15 protein-coding genes and 1 pseudogene are annotated in these 16,939 nt (G+C 62.2%); 7 read left to right on the top strand and 9 right to left on the bottom strand.

Annotated features, from left to right (window positions below; translation table 11 throughout):
* Positions 1 to 262: 262 nt before the first annotated feature.
* The 3 genes from AC3A4M_RS15350 to AC3A4M_RS15340 are packed head-to-tail and all read right to left on the bottom strand — an operon-like array spanning position 263 to position 2,615.
* A complete protein-coding gene (locus AC3A4M_RS15350; protein WP_498736641.1) occupies positions 263 to 1,057 on the bottom strand; it encodes a citryl-CoA lyase in 795 nt (264 codons plus the stop codon).
* Positions 1,057 to 2,289, bottom strand: coding sequence for a CaiB/BaiF CoA transferase family protein (locus AC3A4M_RS15345; protein WP_498736639.1), 1,233 nt, complete (start codon positions 2,287 to 2,289; stop codon positions 1,057 to 1,059). Before AC3A4M_RS15345 ends, AC3A4M_RS15350 begins: the two co-directional genes overlap by 1 nt.
* Positions 2,286 to 2,615, bottom strand: a complete 330-nt coding sequence (locus tag AC3A4M_RS15340; RefSeq protein ID WP_498736637.1) for an IclR family transcriptional regulator domain-containing protein — start codon at positions 2,613 to 2,615, stop codon at positions 2,286 to 2,288. The genes AC3A4M_RS15345 and AC3A4M_RS15340 overlap by 4 nt, the downstream gene beginning before the upstream one ends.
* A gap of 154 nt (positions 2,616 to 2,769) precedes the next feature.
* On the opposite strand from AC3A4M_RS15340, the gene AC3A4M_RS15335 reads away from it, so the two are divergent.
* From AC3A4M_RS15335 to AC3A4M_RS15320, 4 genes are read left to right on the top strand one after another with little or no spacing between them, the layout of a single operon-like run.
* Positions 2,770 to 4,182 carry an FAD-dependent oxidoreductase gene (locus AC3A4M_RS15335; RefSeq protein WP_498736636.1) on the top strand — a complete coding sequence of 471 codons (1,413 nt, stop codon included), beginning with the start codon at positions 2,770 to 2,772 and terminating at the stop codon, positions 4,180 to 4,182.
* Positions 4,166 to 5,521, top strand: a complete 1,356-nt coding sequence (locus AC3A4M_RS15330; RefSeq protein ID WP_498736634.1) for an MFS transporter — start codon at positions 4,166 to 4,168, stop codon at positions 5,519 to 5,521. The genes AC3A4M_RS15335 and AC3A4M_RS15330 overlap by 17 nt, the downstream gene beginning before the upstream one ends.
* Positions 5,511 to 6,305 carry an IclR family transcriptional regulator gene (locus tag AC3A4M_RS15325; RefSeq protein ID WP_498736632.1) on the top strand — a complete coding sequence of 265 codons (795 nt, stop codon included), beginning with the start codon at positions 5,511 to 5,513 and terminating at the stop codon, positions 6,303 to 6,305. Before AC3A4M_RS15330 ends, AC3A4M_RS15325 begins: the two co-directional genes overlap by 11 nt.
* 11 nt (positions 6,306 to 6,316) lie before the next feature.
* On the top strand, positions 6,317 to 7,816 hold the full coding sequence (locus AC3A4M_RS15320; protein WP_498736630.1) for an aldehyde dehydrogenase: 1,500 nt from the start codon (positions 6,317 to 6,319) through the stop codon (positions 7,814 to 7,816).
* A gap of 1,049 nt (positions 7,817 to 8,865) precedes the next feature.
* Here the strand turns inward: AC3A4M_RS15320 and AC3A4M_RS15315 are convergent.
* On the bottom strand, positions 8,866 to 9,987 hold the full coding sequence (locus AC3A4M_RS15315; protein WP_498736628.1) for an NADH:flavin oxidoreductase/NADH oxidase: 1,122 nt from the start codon (positions 9,985 to 9,987) through the stop codon (positions 8,866 to 8,868).
* A 62-nt stretch (positions 9,988 to 10,049) separates the two neighbouring features.
* Here AC3A4M_RS15315 and AC3A4M_RS15310 point away from each other — a divergent pair, with 62 nt between their 5' ends.
* Positions 10,050 to 10,364 (top strand): ArsR/SmtB family transcription factor, encoded by a 315-nt coding sequence (locus AC3A4M_RS15310; RefSeq protein WP_498736626.1) that lies wholly within the window; start codon positions 10,050 to 10,052, stop codon positions 10,362 to 10,364.
* A 475-nt stretch (positions 10,365 to 10,839) separates the two neighbouring features.
* On the opposite strand, the pseudogene AC3A4M_RS15305 reads toward AC3A4M_RS15310, so the two are convergent.
* Positions 10,840 to 10,999, bottom strand: a pseudogene (locus AC3A4M_RS15305) (IS30 family transposase); the annotation flags it as partial.
* A gap of 257 nt (positions 11,000 to 11,256) precedes the next feature.
* Positions 11,257 to 11,709, bottom strand: a complete 453-nt coding sequence (locus tag AC3A4M_RS15300) for a MerR family transcriptional regulator (protein WP_498736624.1) — start codon at positions 11,707 to 11,709, stop codon at positions 11,257 to 11,259.
* 14 nt (positions 11,710 to 11,723) lie between these two features.
* Here AC3A4M_RS15300 and AC3A4M_RS15295 point away from each other — a divergent pair, with 14 nt between their 5' ends.
* Entirely contained in the window at positions 11,724 to 12,920 is a 1,197-nt protein-coding gene (locus AC3A4M_RS15295; RefSeq protein WP_498736622.1) for an MFS transporter, read from the top strand.
* 76 nt (positions 12,921 to 12,996) lie between these two features.
* A complete protein-coding gene (locus tag AC3A4M_RS15290) occupies positions 12,997 to 13,419 on the top strand; it encodes a Gfo/Idh/MocA family oxidoreductase (RefSeq protein WP_498736620.1) in 423 nt (140 codons plus the stop codon).
* An 86-nt stretch (positions 13,420 to 13,505) separates the two neighbouring features.
* On the opposite strand, the gene AC3A4M_RS15285 is transcribed toward AC3A4M_RS15290, so the two are convergent.
* Genes AC3A4M_RS15285 through AC3A4M_RS15275 form a run of 3 tightly spaced genes read right to left on the bottom strand, consistent with a single transcriptional unit; the run spans position 13,506 to position 16,938 of the window.
* Positions 13,506 to 14,321, bottom strand: a complete 816-nt coding sequence (locus AC3A4M_RS15285) for an HpcH/HpaI aldolase/citrate lyase family protein (RefSeq protein WP_498736618.1) — start codon at positions 14,319 to 14,321, stop codon at positions 13,506 to 13,508.
* A 2-nt stretch (positions 14,322 to 14,323) separates the two neighbouring features.
* Positions 14,324 to 14,839 (bottom strand): MaoC family dehydratase, encoded by a 516-nt coding sequence (locus tag AC3A4M_RS15280; RefSeq protein ID WP_498736617.1) that lies wholly within the window; start codon positions 14,837 to 14,839, stop codon positions 14,324 to 14,326.
* A complete protein-coding gene (locus AC3A4M_RS15275; protein WP_498736615.1) occupies positions 14,836 to 16,938 on the bottom strand; it encodes an acetyl/propionyl/methylcrotonyl-CoA carboxylase subunit alpha in 2,103 nt (700 codons plus the stop codon). Before AC3A4M_RS15275 ends, AC3A4M_RS15280 begins: the two co-directional genes overlap by 4 nt.
* Between the last annotated feature and the right edge of the window lies 1 nt (position 16,939).

Here is a 16,939-nt window from a genome sequence, read left to right as displayed (position 1 = left end):
TGCCTGCCCGGCCCCACCCGGCCTGTGCCTCAGTGGATTCCGAGGCGGACTGTGCCGCATTATGCCGCGAAGGCAGCTGGGGCATGATTTTCTCCCGGAGTATGGGACTGTCCATGGTTTCTCCAATTGGCATGGTTTCTGGCAGCACCGCATTGGTGGGCAATGAATTGTCCGGTGCGCCGCAGCGACCGGACACGCGGCACGACTGTGGACAGCTGGTCGGGAGTGGCCGGCCCCGGGCGCGCGGCGTCGGCTGGCTCTATTAAGGGACGTCTCGGGGTTCGGGTCCCAGATAGTCGGGTAGGACGGACCGGTGTTCCGGTCCCTTGTTGCGCAGGCCCGACCGGGATTCCTCCCAGGCATGCGCGAGGGCTCCAATGGATCGGGACAGGATGAACAGGCCACGGCCGAGGACCGGTTCGAAGCCCAGTTCTGCGTAGATGATGGCGGTGGCGCCGTCGATGTTCATCGGGATGGGCCGATCACGGTTCAGGTTGATCTGTCGTTCGATCTCCAGTGCCACCTCCAGGTGCCGCCCCTCGACGACCCCTTCGTCGCGGGCCGTCTCGACGGCGGAGACCAGCGGCTCCCGCCGGGGATCGACCGGATGGAAACGGTGGCCGAAGCCCGGCACGTATCGGTTGTCGGAGCGCAGGCGCGCAATTTCGACCCCGACGGCCTCCGGAAGAGGCCTGGAATCGTCGAGGATGGTCCGGAAGACTTCCATGAGTTCCTGGCCGGCGCCGCCGTGGACATCACCGAGGACGTTGGTCGCGGACGCCATGGCGCTGTTGATGCCGACCCCGCAGGTCATGGCCATGCGGGCGATGGCGATCGAGGGGGCCTGCGGCCCATGGTCGACGCCGGCCACGAGGGCACGCTCCAACAGTTGCGCCTGGGGCACGGTCGGCAGCTCCCCGCGGGTCATCAGCCAGATCATCGAGGCCATTCCCACGTGCTCTGAGGAGATCAGCTGCTCCACCGGGTAGCCGTAGTACCGGATGATGCCGGGCGAGATGTCGGAGATGGAGGTTTTCCACCAGTCGGAGCGGCTCATCAGATAACCCCTTCGGATCGGAAGGACTCGATGTCATTAGTCGAATATCCGAGCGCGACGAGCACGTCGTCGGTGTGTTCTCCCAGGAGTGGGGGCCTAGTAGTGGGTCCTACGGCGGCGCCGTCCACGTGGACCGGCGCGCCGAGCAGGCGGACGGATCCCCCGGGGCCGATCGTTGCGTCTGTAACGCCCTGAAGCGCTTCGATCTGCAGGGTGGACACGAGTCCCCGCTCGGTAATCTGCTCAGACTCCAAGGCGTCGGCGACGTCCATGACAGGGCCCCCCGGGATTCCGGCCGCGGACAGGACCTCGTTCCAGTGAGAACTGGGTTGCTGTTTGAGGACGCCCTCAATCTCCTTCTTGAGTTCTTCGCGATTGGCCTTGCGGTTTTCCCGCTCGGCGAACCGCGGGTCGGTGGCAAGTTCAGGGCAGTCCAGGCGGCGGCACAGGTCCTCGAACTGCTCCTGCTTGTTGGCCGAGATGTTGAACTTGCCGTCTGCCGTGGTGAATGTTCCCGACGGCGCCGCCGTGCGGTTCTCGTTCCCCATCGGGATGGGGAGGCTGCCGCCCACGAGGTAGTCGGAAGCTACCCAGCCCATGGCGGTGAGGGTGGCTTCCAACATGGAGACGTCGAGGAAAGCGCCTTCGCCTGTGCGGCCACGGCGCACCAGGGCAGAGGAGATGGCGAATGCGGCCGCGAAGCCGCCGACCGTGTCGCTGATGGGGGCTCCCACCCGCAACGGCGCGGTTTCGCTGTCGCCGGTGACCGACATGAGTCCGGACATCCCCTGGATGATCTGGTCGTAGGCAGGGCGGTCGCGCAGCGGGCCGGTTTGACCGAATCCGGAGATGGCGCAGTAGACGAGCCCCGGGTTGATTTCCCGCAGGGTGTCCCAGCTGAATCCCAGGCGGGAGAGCACACCGGGGCGGAAGTTTTCCAGCACCACGTCGTGGGTCTCGACCAGCTGCCGGAAGACCTCCTTACCGCGCTCGGACTTCAGATTCAGCGTCATCGACCGCTTCGCGCTGTTCTGCGCGAGGAATGAGATCCCCAGGTGCCGTTCGCTCAGCTCGGGTGAGGATCCGAGCTTGCGGGCCAAGTCGCCGTTGGTCCGGGCCTCAACCTTGAGCACATCGGCACCCATGAGGGCGAGCTGGTACCCGGCAAACGGACCGGACAATACATTGGCGAGGTCGAGGACCTTTACGCCTTCCAACAGATTCGACTTCACGTCAGTCCTCCTACAGGGCCGATGACATTGATTCTTAGCAGGTCGCCGGCAGATTTCAGCCGGGTCAACGCACGCCGACGTGCCTTCGCCGTGAGCAGGGAGACGGGGCCGGAGATGGACGGGGCAGCGCTGATCCCGCAGGCCTGGTTCCGGATCGACATGGCAACAGATGCCGCGCTGACCTCACGCTCCCCTTCCGTGAACGCATAGCTGTTCTCGAGGACGTTCCGGGCCTGTGCGCGCAACGAGCCGTATGCTACCCGGCACAGTTCCGGGAATGCGGCCGGATCTGCACCCGTCCGGGCTGTTTCGTATGCACTTCTCATCGCATCTCCATTTCGCTGAGCGAATCGGCACATTTCGACCGCTTCCGTTAACAGCCTAAGAAGTTCTTGACACTTTCCGCAAGATCTGATGATCTAGTGTCACGAATCACAGCAAATCATTTCTTCTAGCGAAATACAAAAAAGGGGAGATTCTATGAACCGCATTGAGCGGAAGGATCTGGTTATTGTTGGCTGCGGAGCCGGAGGGCTCTCCACGGCAGTAAGCTTTTTGGAACTGCGTCCGGGTGCCAAGGTCGTGGTCCTTGAGCGCGCTGCGCGTGAAGACCGGGGCGGCAATACCCGATGGACAAAGGGTTTCTTCCGGCTGCATGAGGACGGCCGTCCAACCGAAGACTTCGCAGAGCGCATCGATCGGTACAGTCTCGGCCAGGCCGATTCCGCCATTGTGGAGACGCTTACCGATGAGGCCCAGGCGACCGTGGCATGGGCGCGGAGCAACGGCGTTGACATGGGCTTGGCTGACACCTACTTCCTGACTTCGAAGGGAAGCCGGATGATGCCACGCGGGGGAGGGGCCGCAGTTGTGGAAGCCCTGGCCGCCCGATTTGAGCAACTCGGCGGACAGATCGAATACCAAGCAGAAGCCCTTGACCTCGTTGTCGAGAAGAGCAGAGTGGTCGGGGTAACGGGGCGAGATTCAACCGGAGCGGAAACTACATGGCACGCCCCGACTGTCGTCCTGGCCAGTGGCGGCTTCCAAGGAAACAAGGACCTGTTGGCCCAACACCTCGGCGAACGTGGCAGGACACTCGAAACCATCTGCCCCGGTGGCGCCAACAATCGCGGCGAGGGCATCAGCATGGCACTGCGGGCGGGCGCCGACCAAGCCGGCCAATTCGACATGTTCCACGGAGAGCCAAGTGATCCGCGTGCCTCGAAGGCGGAGGCCCTGGTCATGGTCTACCCCTACGGCATCCTGGTGAACCAGGAAGGGCGGCGCTTCCTTGACGAAGGGCGGGATTCCGTCGACGAGACCTTCGAGGATGTCGCTTACCACATCTGGAGGGACGCCAATCAGCACGCCTACCTCATCGTCGACCAGCGACTCCTGCAGTCCGAATACCAGAAAGCCGTACTCTCCGAAACCGAAGCGATCCTCGCCGATTCCATCGAGGAACTGGCGAGTGCACTCGGCATCGATCCCGATGCACTGACCGCCACAGTGGAGTCCTACAACGCTGCATGCCAGCCAGGCCCCATGGACGTCACCACCAAGGACGGAGCTGCAACCCGAGGGCTCAACCCGCCCAAGTCCAACTGGGCACGTCCCATTGACCAAGGCCCCTTCGGCGCTTGGCCCATGTCCGCAGTCATTACCTTCACCTTCGGCGGTGTCAAAACCGATACTGCAGGCCGGGCCGTTGACCCGGATGGTGAGCCTATTCCGGGCCTCTACGTAGTCGGCGAGGCCGCGGGTCTTTACCACCACAGCTATCCGGGAGCTTCATCAATGCTCAGGGCAATGGTCTTTGGCCGTCTGGCCGCCGCCGACGCCTCCGCCAACCTCGTAGGGAAACCAGGAGATACCCATGCGTACAACGTCTAGTGCCGCACCCAATACTCCGCAGGTCCAGGCGCGACGAGCTACTGTCGCCAGCCTTGTTGGAACCAGCATCGAGTGGTACGAATTCTTCATCTACGGCACCGCGGCCGCCCTCTATTTCGGGCCCCTTTTCTTTCCCAGCGGAGACCCCGCGGTCGGTCGACTTCTGGCGTTCGCGAGCTTCGGGGTGGCGTTCATCGCCCGCCCGCTCGGAGCGATCGTCTTCGGTCACCTTGGCGACAGGATCGGCCGCCGCGCCACTCTCATCGTGACCCTGTCGCTCATGGGCGGCGCCACTGGCCTGATCGGCCTGCTGCCCACCTATGAACAAGTTGGCGTACTTGCCCCGACACTCCTGGTCGCCATGCGCTTTCTACAGGGATTTGCCGTTGGCGGCGAATGGGGCGGCGCTGTCTTGATGTCGGTCGAGAATGCGCCGCCGAACAAGGTCCGCCTCTACGGCTCGGCGCCTCAAATGGGGTCCCCCATAGGCCTCATCACTGCCACCGGGGTCATGGCCTTGGTGGCCCTGATGCCGGAAGCCGAACGTCTTGCTTGGGGCTGGCGCCTTCCCTTCATTTTCGGGTTCGTCCTTGTCATCGTCGGTCTGATCATCAGGCTGGGGGTCGAAGAGTCGAAGTCTTTCACAACGGTTAAGGCAGGCAAGGATCAGCCCAAGGTCCCTCTTGGCCAGCTCCTGCGGTATGCCAAGCTTCCGTTGGTGATTGGCATTGGCTTGCAGGCCTCCGTAAACGTGGTCTTTTACATTGTGGCGACCTACTTCGTCTCCTATGCGGTCAATGTCCTCGACATGGCCCAGGGAACCGCTCTGCTGATCGTCATGTTGGCCGCGGTAGTCGACGTCATCGCATTGCCCCTCCTCGCTTCGCTGGCGGACCGGGTTGGGGCTGGCCGGGTGTTTACCGGGGGTGCCATCGCGGCCGTCGTGATGGGTTTCCCCTTCTTCTGGGGGGTGAACTCCGGCAACCCAGTCTTGATTTTCGTTTCGATCGCGGCAGGAATGGTCGCTGCCCACGCCACCACTTACTCGGTCCTCTCATCAATGATCGCGGAACTGTACCCCGTACAGTTCCGATACTCAGGTACGGCAGTCACCTACGCCATTGCTGCGCTGGTATGGAGTGCCCCGACCCCGATCATCGCCGAAGCCCTCGTATCCGGCACTGGCCGGTGGGAGACTCTGGTGGCAATGATGGTGATCGCAGGCGTAGTCTCGCTGGGGTCAGCCTACGGGTACCGGCGAATCGCGCATCGACGCAGCACCCTAGGCTATGAAGAAGCCGCAACGATCGAAAAAGGAACCCCTGAAAATGTCCGCTGATGCAGGAACCGAATCTGCCCGCCGCGTCGCAGACATCCTCATTGCTCTGGGAGATGCCCACAGCCCGATCGGCGTCAACGAACTCGCGCGGCGGACCGGTTTGAGTCCCACGGTGGCCCACCGCATCCTGCGCGCCCTGATGACACGGTCCCTCGTGGACCAGAACCCGGCAAATCAGCAGTACTCCTTGGGGCTAGCCTCGCTCTTCCTGTCCAGCAACCGGGTGACCAGGAACTCCCTCAGTGAGCTTGCCCGTCCCATGCTCGAGCGCCTCGTGGCTGAGACCGGTCAGACTGCAACCCTGAGCGTGCTCGGAGGACTGCGCAGGATGTACATCGACCAGGTCCTGCCGGATTCCGAAATGAAAATGTCCGTGGAGCTGGGCCGGCCTTACGGCCTTCAGCGCGGCTCGGTTGGTCGGGCAATCTTGGCAGGACTGCCGGACGAAATCGTCAATAAGGCCCTTGAACTGCCGTTCCTGGGCGATGCGGGCACAGCGGAATCCTTCGATAGGTCTGCCGTGATGAAGCGCATCGACGAGGTCCGAAGGTCAGGGGTTGCAGTATCCCGGGGCGAACGCATCCAAGGGGCCGGCGGCGTGGCCGCAGCTATCCATGGGGTCCAGGGGCAAGTCGTCGGGGCGATAAACATCATTGGACCGGTCCACGAATTCACTGAAGTGCGAGTCAAGAAGTTTCGCCAGCTCGTTCTTCAAGCCGCTAAAGACATCGAAGAAACCGCGGTAGCCATGCTCGACGAGCAAGCCAGCGACCAAATACTCTGACAAGGACAAACATGCCGAACAAAGTTCTGACTCCCGAAACCTTCCAGATGCACATTGGCGGAGAATGGGTAGAATCCGAATCCGCCGCAAGATTCGAATCAATCAACCCATACACCAATGAACCCTGGGCCTCCGTGCCTGAAGCAAGCCCCGCCGACGTGGACAGGGCCGTGTGCGCCGCACGTGAGGCCTTCCAGTCAGGGCCATGGGCCTCCTCAACACCCGCGACGCGTGCTGCGCTTCTCAGGAAGTTTGGCGACCTCATCCTTGAAAACGTCGACGAACTCACCCGCGTCCAAGTCATGGAAAACGGCAAACTCATCCGAGAGGTTCACGGGCAAACGCGAGCCCTGGCTAACCACTGCTACTTTTTTGCAGGTGCCGCCGAGAACATCACGGGACAGACACTGGCCAGCAGCGTCCCTAACTTTCAGGTCTACACTGTGCGGGAGCCGATCGGTGTCATCGCCGCCATAACGCCATGGAACAGTCCGCTGGCATTATTGCTCTGGAAGCTTTGCCCGGCCCTCGCGGCTGGCAACACGGTTGTCATCAAGCCATCGGAAATCACTCCAGTATCAACCCTGGTACTGATGCGCTTGCTGGAAGAGGCTGGGTTGCCTACTGGTGTTGTCAGCGTCGTGACTGGCCACGGAGCTGTTGGAGCTGCGCTGGCCCAGCACCCACAGGTGGACAAGATTGCGTTCACCGGTTCCACCCAGGTCGGCCGTATCATCGCAGAATCCGCTGGCCGCCACCTGAAGCGAGTGTCCCTGGAACTCGGCGGAAAATCGCCGAACATCCTCTTCGAGGACGCCGAGATTGACAACGCGGTCAACGGAATCGTTGCCGGCATCTTCGCCGCCACCGGCCAGACCTGCATGGCTGGCTCGCGCATCCTGGTGCAGGAAACGATCTACGACGAGGTTGTTCAAAAACTGGCCGAGAAGGCGAACCAGATCCGCTTGGGTGATCCGTTGGACCAGCATACTGAGATGGGCACGGTGGCCTGCAAAGCCCAGTTCGACAAGGTGCTGTCCTATATCGATATAGCAACGGCCGAGGGAGCCCGGCTCGTGGCGGGAGGTTTTCATCCAGAGGATCCGGGACTGGACCAAGGCCTGTTCGTTCGGCCCACGGTTTTCGCTGACGTTGATAACACCATGAGAATTGCACGGGAAGAAGTGTTCGGACCCGTCGCCTCAGTCATCCGTTTCAAAGACGAGGAAGACGCTGTCAGGATTGCCAACGATACCAACTTCGGTCTCGCTGCCGGAGTCTGGACGCGTGACATCGCCCGCGGAATTCGGATGACCCGATCGCTGAGAGCAGGAACAGTCTGGATCAACAACTACAGGAAGACCAACTACATCGCTCCGTTCGGCGGCTTCGGAGACAGCGGCCTGGGCCGTGAAAACGGGCCCGAAGCCATCTACGAATACACCGAAACAAAAACAGTCTGGATCGATTTGGGCAACAAGATCAACGACCCGTTCAACCCACGGGCCTGACCGACCAACGTACGAGTGGGCTGGCGAAGGGCGGATCGTTCCGGTCCTTCGCCAGCCCGGGCTTTTCTACCTATTCCCGTTCGCGCGGGATCTTCTCCATCCAATAAAACTTCCGTGCATGAAACGCCGCTAGCCGCCGATAGATATGTTGATCCTGTTCCAGTCAGGCTCTCCCGAAAGCCGGCATAGGAGAACCTATGTCAGATTCGGTTGTATTTGAACCTGACACACGGCAACAGCTGCAAGATTGAGCTTCAGCCGCCCGCGACGCCACTCTGAGGCCCAAAAAAGATCGGAACATACCCATGACATACGTTGCCGTCACCGACTGGTCCGAATTAGATGGCCAGCAGGTGCAAATACGGCGAGGCGGCGCGACAATCGATACAGGAACTGTCGATGCCGTAACGGAGGACGGCTCCGTCCTGTGGCTTCAGGGAAACGGAGCGGTCAGCCGGAGGCTCTACGCCGAGACAGAACTCTATGAAGCTTGGAAGAGGGCTCTGCCTAAGTCCGAGTGCAATGAAGATGCCCGACCGGATGGGTGAATCTCTCTTAGACCCGTCCTGCTTTTACTCGATAACCGCTGATATTTCTGCACCTCTTCTCAAATTCCTTCGCCGCGCCCGATAAAATCCGCCGCCCCGTAGCGGGCATTTTTACGGGCGGGGCATATGCCAATTCGAGAACCCTGGAAACACGGCGTTTCCAGCGTTTGCCATTTTGCCGTGGAGTGGTGCATTGAAGGACCGGCTTATGCGACGCGGCCCCGAAGATGGCTGGAAGCCGTTAGCCACCAGCGCCGGGTTGTTACGCAGGCAATTATCCGTCCGGTACTGAGCGGGCATGGAAGTGTGTGGACCCTGGCGTTCCTCATCAGGCCAGGGTCCCCACTCTTACCATCGGCCAACGCTGCATGCCGGTGTCTCCCATGAACCACCGGCGCTTATTGATGTGTGCCGTGCACCGGCGAAAATGAAAGCCGCTGCCGCCGCTGTGCACACGTACGAGGCAACTAGTGTGCACCAACAGCGGAGCAGCCAGGGGCATCAGCGGTAAGCACGTTCGTACTGAATGGGGCGGTACGGCATGTCGTAACGGAGGGCCTCGGCTGCGCGGATGGGGAAGTTGGGGTCCCTGAGTGATTCCCGTCCCACTAGGACGACGTCGGCCTGCCCCGTTGCGATGATTTGTTCGGCCTGGAAGGGCTGATCAATCATCCCTACGGCGGCGACGGGGACGCTGGTGCTGGCCTTGATCACGGAGGCGAAGGGCAGCTGATAGCCGGGGCCGACAGGGATCATGGCATCAGCTACGTTACCTCCGGTAGAGATGTCCACCATGTCGGCGCTGTGCTCACTGAGCCAGCGGACCACTTGCTCGGTGTCCTCAAGCGTCAGCCCGTCGGTGGTCCAGTCGGTGGCAGACAGGCGGACAATAAGGGGTACGCTGTCGCCGACCTCGGCGCGAACGGAGTCCAAGACTTCCAGCACAATTCGCGCCCGGTTTTCGAGCGAGCCACCATACGGGTCCTGCCGTACGTTGCTCAAGGGCGAGAGGAACTCGTGTAGCAGGTAACCATGGGCAGCGTGGATTTCGAGCAGGTCGAAACCAGCGTCGACAGCGCGGCGTGCGGCGGCTGCGAAGGCTGAAATGACCTCGTGGATTCCCTGGGCGTCAAGCTCCTTCGGCGTGGCGAGGCCGGGATATGCAATGGGCGAAGGACCTACCACGTCCCAGCCGCCGTCAGCCGATGGGACGTTGCCTTCCTTGCGTTCACCCCAAGCACGCCAGGTCGATGCCTTCCGGCCGGCATGTGCCAACTGGATGGCGGCCGCAGCCCCTTGGGAGTGAACCAGGTCCGTGATGCGCCGGAAGCCTTCCCGTTGCTCATCATTCCAGAGGCCGAGATCCTGTGGGCTGACACGGCCTTCCGGAAGGACGGCCGTGGCCTCAACAATGACAGCACCGGCCCCGCCTCGAGCTAGCGAACCCAGGTGCATGAGATGCCAGTCTGTGGGCACGCCATCCTGCGCATCAACAGCGTACTGGCACATCGGCGGAATCCAGATACGGTTGCGGATCTCCAAGCCGCGGAGGGTGATCGGTTCGAACAGGGCGTGTGTCAAGGCGTGCTCCTCGTGGCGAAAACGGCGTAGTTCGATAGTCATCGTACTACGATGGATTTCGTAGTACCAGCCGTTCTGCGACATGCGTAAGGGACAATGATGTTGTGCGGACCCTTGATCACCCCTGCCGGAACGACATCAAAATCGACGACGTGCTGAGCGCGTTGGCCGATCCTGTGCGCCGCACGATCGTGAGGCAGTTGGCAGAGGGGCACAGCGACCTAGCCTGCATTTCCTTCGATCTGCCGGTCAGCAAATCCACGAAGACGCACCACTTTCGCGTCCTGCGCCAAGCAGGCCTGATAGAGCAGCACTATCGCGGAACATCGATTCACAATACCCTCCGGCAGGACGACCTCGACGAGCGATTCCCCGGCCTGCTCGGCGCCGTCCTGCGCGCCGAACTGCCACACGAATAGCTACAACGTTCCGACTGCCGTAACCCCGCAGATGACGGCATCACTTCTGCTCAAGGCGGGCGACTTGATAGCAGGCATTAGGGAAGAGTCAGCTGAGCCATCACGCCCACAGGCGTTTCAGCTCAGCTGACGTAAGCCACTTATCATTTCGCCTGGACTTACGCATAGGAGACCCGATTCCGATAGCCCCTCCCATCAACGCCTACTAATTGAGAGTCAACTACCCATGACCGTGACTACGACTGGCTGACATAGTCTTTTGCATCCAGGTGTCCCTTTTGCGGCGCCGGTAGGTGGGGCCTCTCTGTCAAGGGCGAAAGTTGCTTTTGCCAGACCTGATCGAAAAACCTGTAATCGAGAGCTGATACCTCTCAATGAGCCTGCATGGTACACACAGTTTCTCGTTGGAGGGCGGCTCTGAGTTGCGTTAGACCCGCCCGAGAAAGTGTCCGTTGAAGGCTGGCGGTTCAGGTGTTTATTGCAACAGGAGGTCCTCGATCAGTTCCTTCGGTTTCCTGAAATCTAGTCTTTACGCGGTCGGTCGTTCAGTTCCTGGGCGACCAGTCGAGGTCAGCGGCGCTGTGGATGCTCAGGTCCGTGCCCTTGGGGAAATACTGGGGCAGCAGACCGTTGGACGCTCCTACGTTTGTCAACAGTGCCTAGGTGCCGGAAATTTGGCGTTCGCGGACTCCACAGCACTTTTGTGCGGACGGGGCATACGCGAATCCGAGACGTCAGTAGCTGCTTTTTCTCGGCGAAATCGTTAGTGGGTGTCACGGTGGAGGACCGTCGGCGAGACAACTCGCCTACATGAGGAGCCCCGCGGGGGAACGGCAGACTTCTCTCCCATAAAGACGCAGCGGCATGCGCTTGGAGAGCAACAATTCCACGCTTAGGCGGCGGTGCCGGCGGTTCGGCGTTCCAGCGCGGCGTCGGCGGCGTCGATGTAGGCGGTGATGGAGTCGCGGTTGCGGGTGAGGAAGTCGATGCGGTGGCTCATCCTCTCGTGCTCGTCCCGGAGGATGGTCAGCAGTTCCGGCTCGATGTCGTCGGGCACGATGCCGCGGGGCTTGTCCAGGCAGGGCAGGATCAGTGCGATGATCTTCGTCGGGACGCCGCTGTCGATCAGGCCGCGTATCTGGATGGCCCTGTCGATCAGGTGTGGGTCGTATTCCCGGTACCCGTTCTCCAGTCGCCGGGGAACGATTAGGCCCTGTTCCTCGTAATAGCGCAGCGAACGGGTAGGGGTGTTCGAGAGTTTCGCGAGCTCTCCAATCCGCATGATTTTCCCTTCATGCTCGGAGCGCTTGGCGTCCGGCTTGACCTTCACATTAGTGTCAATCATCTACGGTAACGTTCATGACGCAAATTGACCACATCCAGACGGAGATGCCAACCTCTCAGCGCCTCCCCCTGTGGAGCCTGCTCGCGCTGACCGCCAGTGGCTTCCTCACCATCATGCTGGAAACGATGCCGGCCGGGATCCTGCCCGAGATGAGCCAAGGACTGGGCGTGAGTGAATCCGCCGCCGGCCAGTTCATCACGGTGTACGCGATCGGATCGATCGTGGGAGCTATCCCGATCATCAGCTCGACGATGGGGTGGCCGCGCCGTCGCCTGCTGATCGGGTCCCTGATCGGGTACGTGGTCACATGCCTCGTGGTCGCAGTTTCCCCTAGCTACGCGCTAACACTCGGGACCCGTTTCGTGGCCGGCATTTTCGCCGGCGTAGTGTGGGCCATCATCGCCGGGATCGCGGGCCGGCTGGTTCGCAGCGACCAGCGCGGCCGTGCCCTGACCATTGCGCTGGCGGGCACACCGATCGCCCTGGCCATCGGCACACCCGCAGGAACCCTGCTGGCGAGTCTGGTCGGGTGGCGGTTCACCTTCGTCATGATGGCAGTGTTCGCCGCGCTGATCATCGGCTGGGTGCTGGCAACCCTGCCCGCTCTGCCCGGGCAGGAAAAAGGACAGCGGACCCCTATCTCCCGGGTCTTCACTCTGCCCGGTCTTGTGCCCGTCCTGGTCACCGCGATGCTGTACGTCACCGCACACAACATTCTCTACACCTACATCGCACCATTCCTGACACCCATCGGCATGGGCGACGCAGTCAGCGCCGTCCTGCTGGTCTTCGGCATCGCGTCCCTCCTGAGTCTGGTCATTACCGGGGCCCTGATAGACCGGCGCCTACGCACGCTGATGATCATCAGCAACGCGCTATTCGCCCTCGCTACCCTCACCCTCGGACTCGCCGGTGGGTCGCCCGTGATCGTGTACGCGAGTGCCGCCGCCTGGGGTCTGGCATTCGGGGGCGCTGCCAGTCTCCTGCAGACAGCGATGATGAACGCAGCCGGTACCGCTGTTGACGCCGCGCAAAGCGTCATGGTCACCGGATGGAACATTGGCATCGCCGGAGGCGGCATCATCGGCGGCGCCCTTCTGAGCGCCCTGGGAGCACCGGCACTCGGCTGGGCCACCATGATCCTGCTCGTCACCGCCCTCATCATGGTGATCCTCGGACGACGCCATGCCTTCCCTCCCGCTCGCGGCTGACCTGTCTGCCTCTCCATGCAGGCAAATCAAGCACATCCACAAGGCACGTACACAGCACCGAGACCGTGGCAGCATTATGAGCACGGACACCATCGGAGTAGGCGGTATCGGCGCTGGCGGGTGGGGGAAGTACGGCCACATTCCTGCCCGGCGCACCCTTGATCAGTTCGAACTGGTCGCCGTATCCAGCCGTGCGCAGGACCGCGCTGACCTGCTTGCCGACGAGCTGGAAGTCCCTCACGGGTTCGGTGACTACAACGACTTCATCAACCATCCTGACGTCGACCACGTTGTCATCACGACCCTGGGACCGGAACACGCGCACCTCGTCCGGGCAGCCATTGCAACAGGCAGGGACGTCGCGTTCGGCACGTTATCGGCTTGCAGCGCCGTTTTGCTCCTAGCGGCAGTTATGCTCGGGACCTCCTTGCGGTTTCGCTACCGCCTGGCGACTCTTTCTGTGTCATTTTCTCTGCAGGTATTTGGCACACTTGTATAGCGCGTCATGCGGCGCCACGATTCGGCATCCAGGTAACGCCTGACCTTGGACGGCGGTTCTCTGGCTGGTCCGGCATCTGGCTATGCTTATTGGAGACGGCCAACGTTCGCTAATGTGGCCCGCGCATGGCGCAGCAGTGGCTCGTCAACCATCTGCCCCTCGAAGGTGAAAACACCGGTGGCATTCTCGGCCGCGGCAAGGACGCGCACTGCGCGATCGACCTGCTCGAGAGTGGGCGTGAAGGCCTGACGGATGATCGGCATTTGCCCGGGATGGATCGAGGCCTTGGCCCCGAAGCCCGAGGCCGCCGCATCAATGGACTCACGCATCAACCCCGCGTGGTCAGGGATGTTGATGTAGACGGAGTCGATGGCAACCTTGCCGTAGGCGACGGCGGCCAGCAGCACTTGGGAACGGGCATGCATGGCCACGTCCCGGTAGGCGCCGGAATCGTGCCGGGAGGAGGATCCTCCGAGGGACGCAACTAGGTCCTCGGCGCCCCACATCACGCCCACGACGTGGCGGGCGGCAGCAATTTGCGGCGCATTGATGACCCCCAGCGCTGTCTCGCAAAGTGCCACGACGTTGAAATCGGCGACAGTGGCCAAGTCATCGAGCGTCTCGGTCTTGGCAAGCATGATGGTGCGGTACTCGGTCCGCTGGACCGCGGCCATGTCCGCGGCGAAGTCCATGGTGCTGACCGGATTGACCCGCACGATGGTGCGTTCCGGATCCAGGGGGCAATCGATAAGCATGCGACGCGCCTCAGCGCGGTTCTCCGCCGCGACGGCGTCCTCCAGGTCCAGGATGACGGCATCGGCTCGTTCCAGCGCCTTGGCATATCGGTCCGACCGGTCCGCGGGGCAAAACAGGATTGCCGGTCCCATGATGAAGTTTCCCATGCCTAGTCTTTTTCCGCGGTGTTCATGGATGCCGCATGGGCGTCCCTGGTCCACATCATGCAGGTGCGGGTTGCTGTGGCCACGACCACGCCGTCCTGATTCCTGCCGGTGTGCATCATCGTGACAATTCCCTGCCCCGGGCGGGAGTTGGACAGCCGGATGTCCGTGACCGCGGTTTCGGTGTAGAGCGTGTCGCCGTGGAACATCGGATGCGGGAACTTCACCGCGTCGATGCCGAGCTGGCCGATGATGGTTCCCTCGGTCATCTGCGGCACCGATTGCCCGATCATGGTTCCCAGGGTGAACAGGGAATTCATGAGCCGTTGCCCGAAGGGCTGGGTGGCACTCCAAGCAGCGTCCAGGTGCAGGCCCTGGTTGTTCATCGTCAGCGAGGTGAACAGGACGTTGTCGGTCTCGGTCAGAGTGCGCCCGGGACGGTGCGCGTAGACCACACCCTCGCGCAACTCGTCGAGGTAGAAACCGCGTTGCTCCACGCGCTCGGGGGTCTGGGTGCTCATGCGCTGTGCTCCAATTCGGGTCGGATAATTTCGGTGTCGTTGGCTTCGGCTTCCACGATTTTCACTGTGGCAATGATCTGGTTGGCCTTGACTAGGTCGCCGACCTTGAGGTGGCTCATGTGAACGACGCCGTCGCTGGGCGAGAGCATTTGGTGCTCCATCTTCATGGCCTCAATCGATGCCAGGACCTGTCCGGCTATCACCTGCTGCCGGTCACTTACCTGCACGGCTATGACAGTTCCGGGCATGGGGGAACGCACCTCCGGGGACAGCGTTCCTGCGCCGCGGTCCATGGCAGCGAGTTCGCGGGCCAGATGTTCCCGGCGGCTCAATGGGTGGATGGCGGCGGCCCAGCCGTCGCAGGAGAGCCAGATGGTGCCGTCGGCGGCAATCGAGATGCCCACTGGCCGGGTCACCCCGTTGACGGATATGGCACCGGACGTGCTGGGCAGCACCGTGAATTCGTTGCCGTCAACCAGGACGGTGGTTCCAGCACCGGCGGAGCGGACCCGCAGGGACACGACGTGCCCGTCGATCTCGATATACAGTGCGGAATCGACAGGCGTGCCCAGGCGCCACCCGTCTCCCCGGTGCCAGGTGCCGCCAGTGTGTTCCCTGGAGCCCAAGGCCAGGTGCGCGGCCAGCGCCAGATCGCTGTCGTCCACGGAACGGAAGTGCATCTGCTGCATCTTGCGCCCGATCAAGTTGGTGTCCAGCTTGCCCGCCGCAACGTCCTGGTCATTGATGAGCAGCCGCAGGTATTCGATGTTGGTCAGCACGCCCAGCACAACGGTTTGGGACAGAGCCCGGTCCAGCAGGGTGAGGGCATCGGCGCGGTCGGCGCCCCAGGTGATGACCTTGGCGAGCATCGGATCGTAGTGGGCGGAAATTTCCAGGCCGTTGCGCAGCGAACTATCCACACGCACGTGCTCACCCGTTGGTTCCTGCACTTGCAGGATAGTGCCGATGGACGGCAGGAAGTCATGGGATGGGTCCTCGGCATAGAGCCGTGCCTCCACCGCATGGCCGTGCAATTCCACCTGCTCCTGGGTGAAATCGATGGCCTCGCCGGCGGCAATGCGGACCTGCCATTCGACCAGGTCGATGCGCCGGCCGTCGATCCGGACGACCTGCTCGGTCACCGGGTGCTCGACCTGCAAGCGCGTGTTCATCTCCATGAAGAAGAATTCGTCCGGGTTCTCATCGGAGACCAGGAACTCCACTGTTCCAGCTCCCACGTAGTCCACGGAGCGTGCGGCCGCCACAGCGGCCGCACCCAGCTCGGCTCGAATCCTGGCGCCGTAGGCCAGGTTTTCCAGCAGTGGCGCAGGAGCTTCCTCGATGACCTTTTGGTGGCGGCGCTGCAGGGAGCATTCGCGTTCTCCCAGATGCACCGTGTTTCCGTGCCGGTCGGCAAGGACCTGCACCTCGATGTGGCGCGGGTTGCGCACCAAGCGTTCAAGGAACAGCGTGTCGTCGCCGAAGGCGCTTCGTGCGGTACGCCGCGCGCTGGCCAGGTTTTCTGGCAGGTCTTCGGCCGATTCGACGACGAACATGCCTTTGCCCCCGCCCCCGGCGGACGGCTTGATCAGGAGCGGGAAACCGATGTCCAGGGCCGCGGCACCGAGCCGTTCGTCGCTCAGGCCGGGTTCGGCGATGCCCGGCACGACGGGAACGCCGTGGGCAACCACGTGGTTTTTGGAGCGGATCTTGTCGCCCATGAGATTGATGGATTTCACGTCCGGGCCGATGAACGTGATGCCGGCATCCTGCAGGGCCTGGCCGAAGTCGACGTTTTCGGAGAGGAACCCGTAGCCGGGGTGTACAGCCTGGGCGCCGCTGCGCCGGGCGGCATCCACGATTGCCTCGATGCTCAGGTAGCTTTCGGTGGCGGGGCCCGGCCCGACGCGCAGGGCAATGTCGGCCTCGGCAACGTGGCGGGCTCCCGCGTCGGCATCGGAGTAGACGGCGACCGAGCGGATGCCCAGGGCGCGCAGCGTGCGGATGACGCGGACGGCGATTTCCCCGCGGTTGGCCACGAGCACCGTTTGGAAGAGTTCGTTTTTCACGGTTGATCCGTTCTGGAGTCGGGTTCTCATG

The organism is Arthrobacter sp. Soil_C_60 (assembly GCF_057656375.1).
The sequence above is the reverse complement of the archived record's forward strand: the minus strand, read 5'-3'. Positions and strand labels throughout refer to the sequence as shown.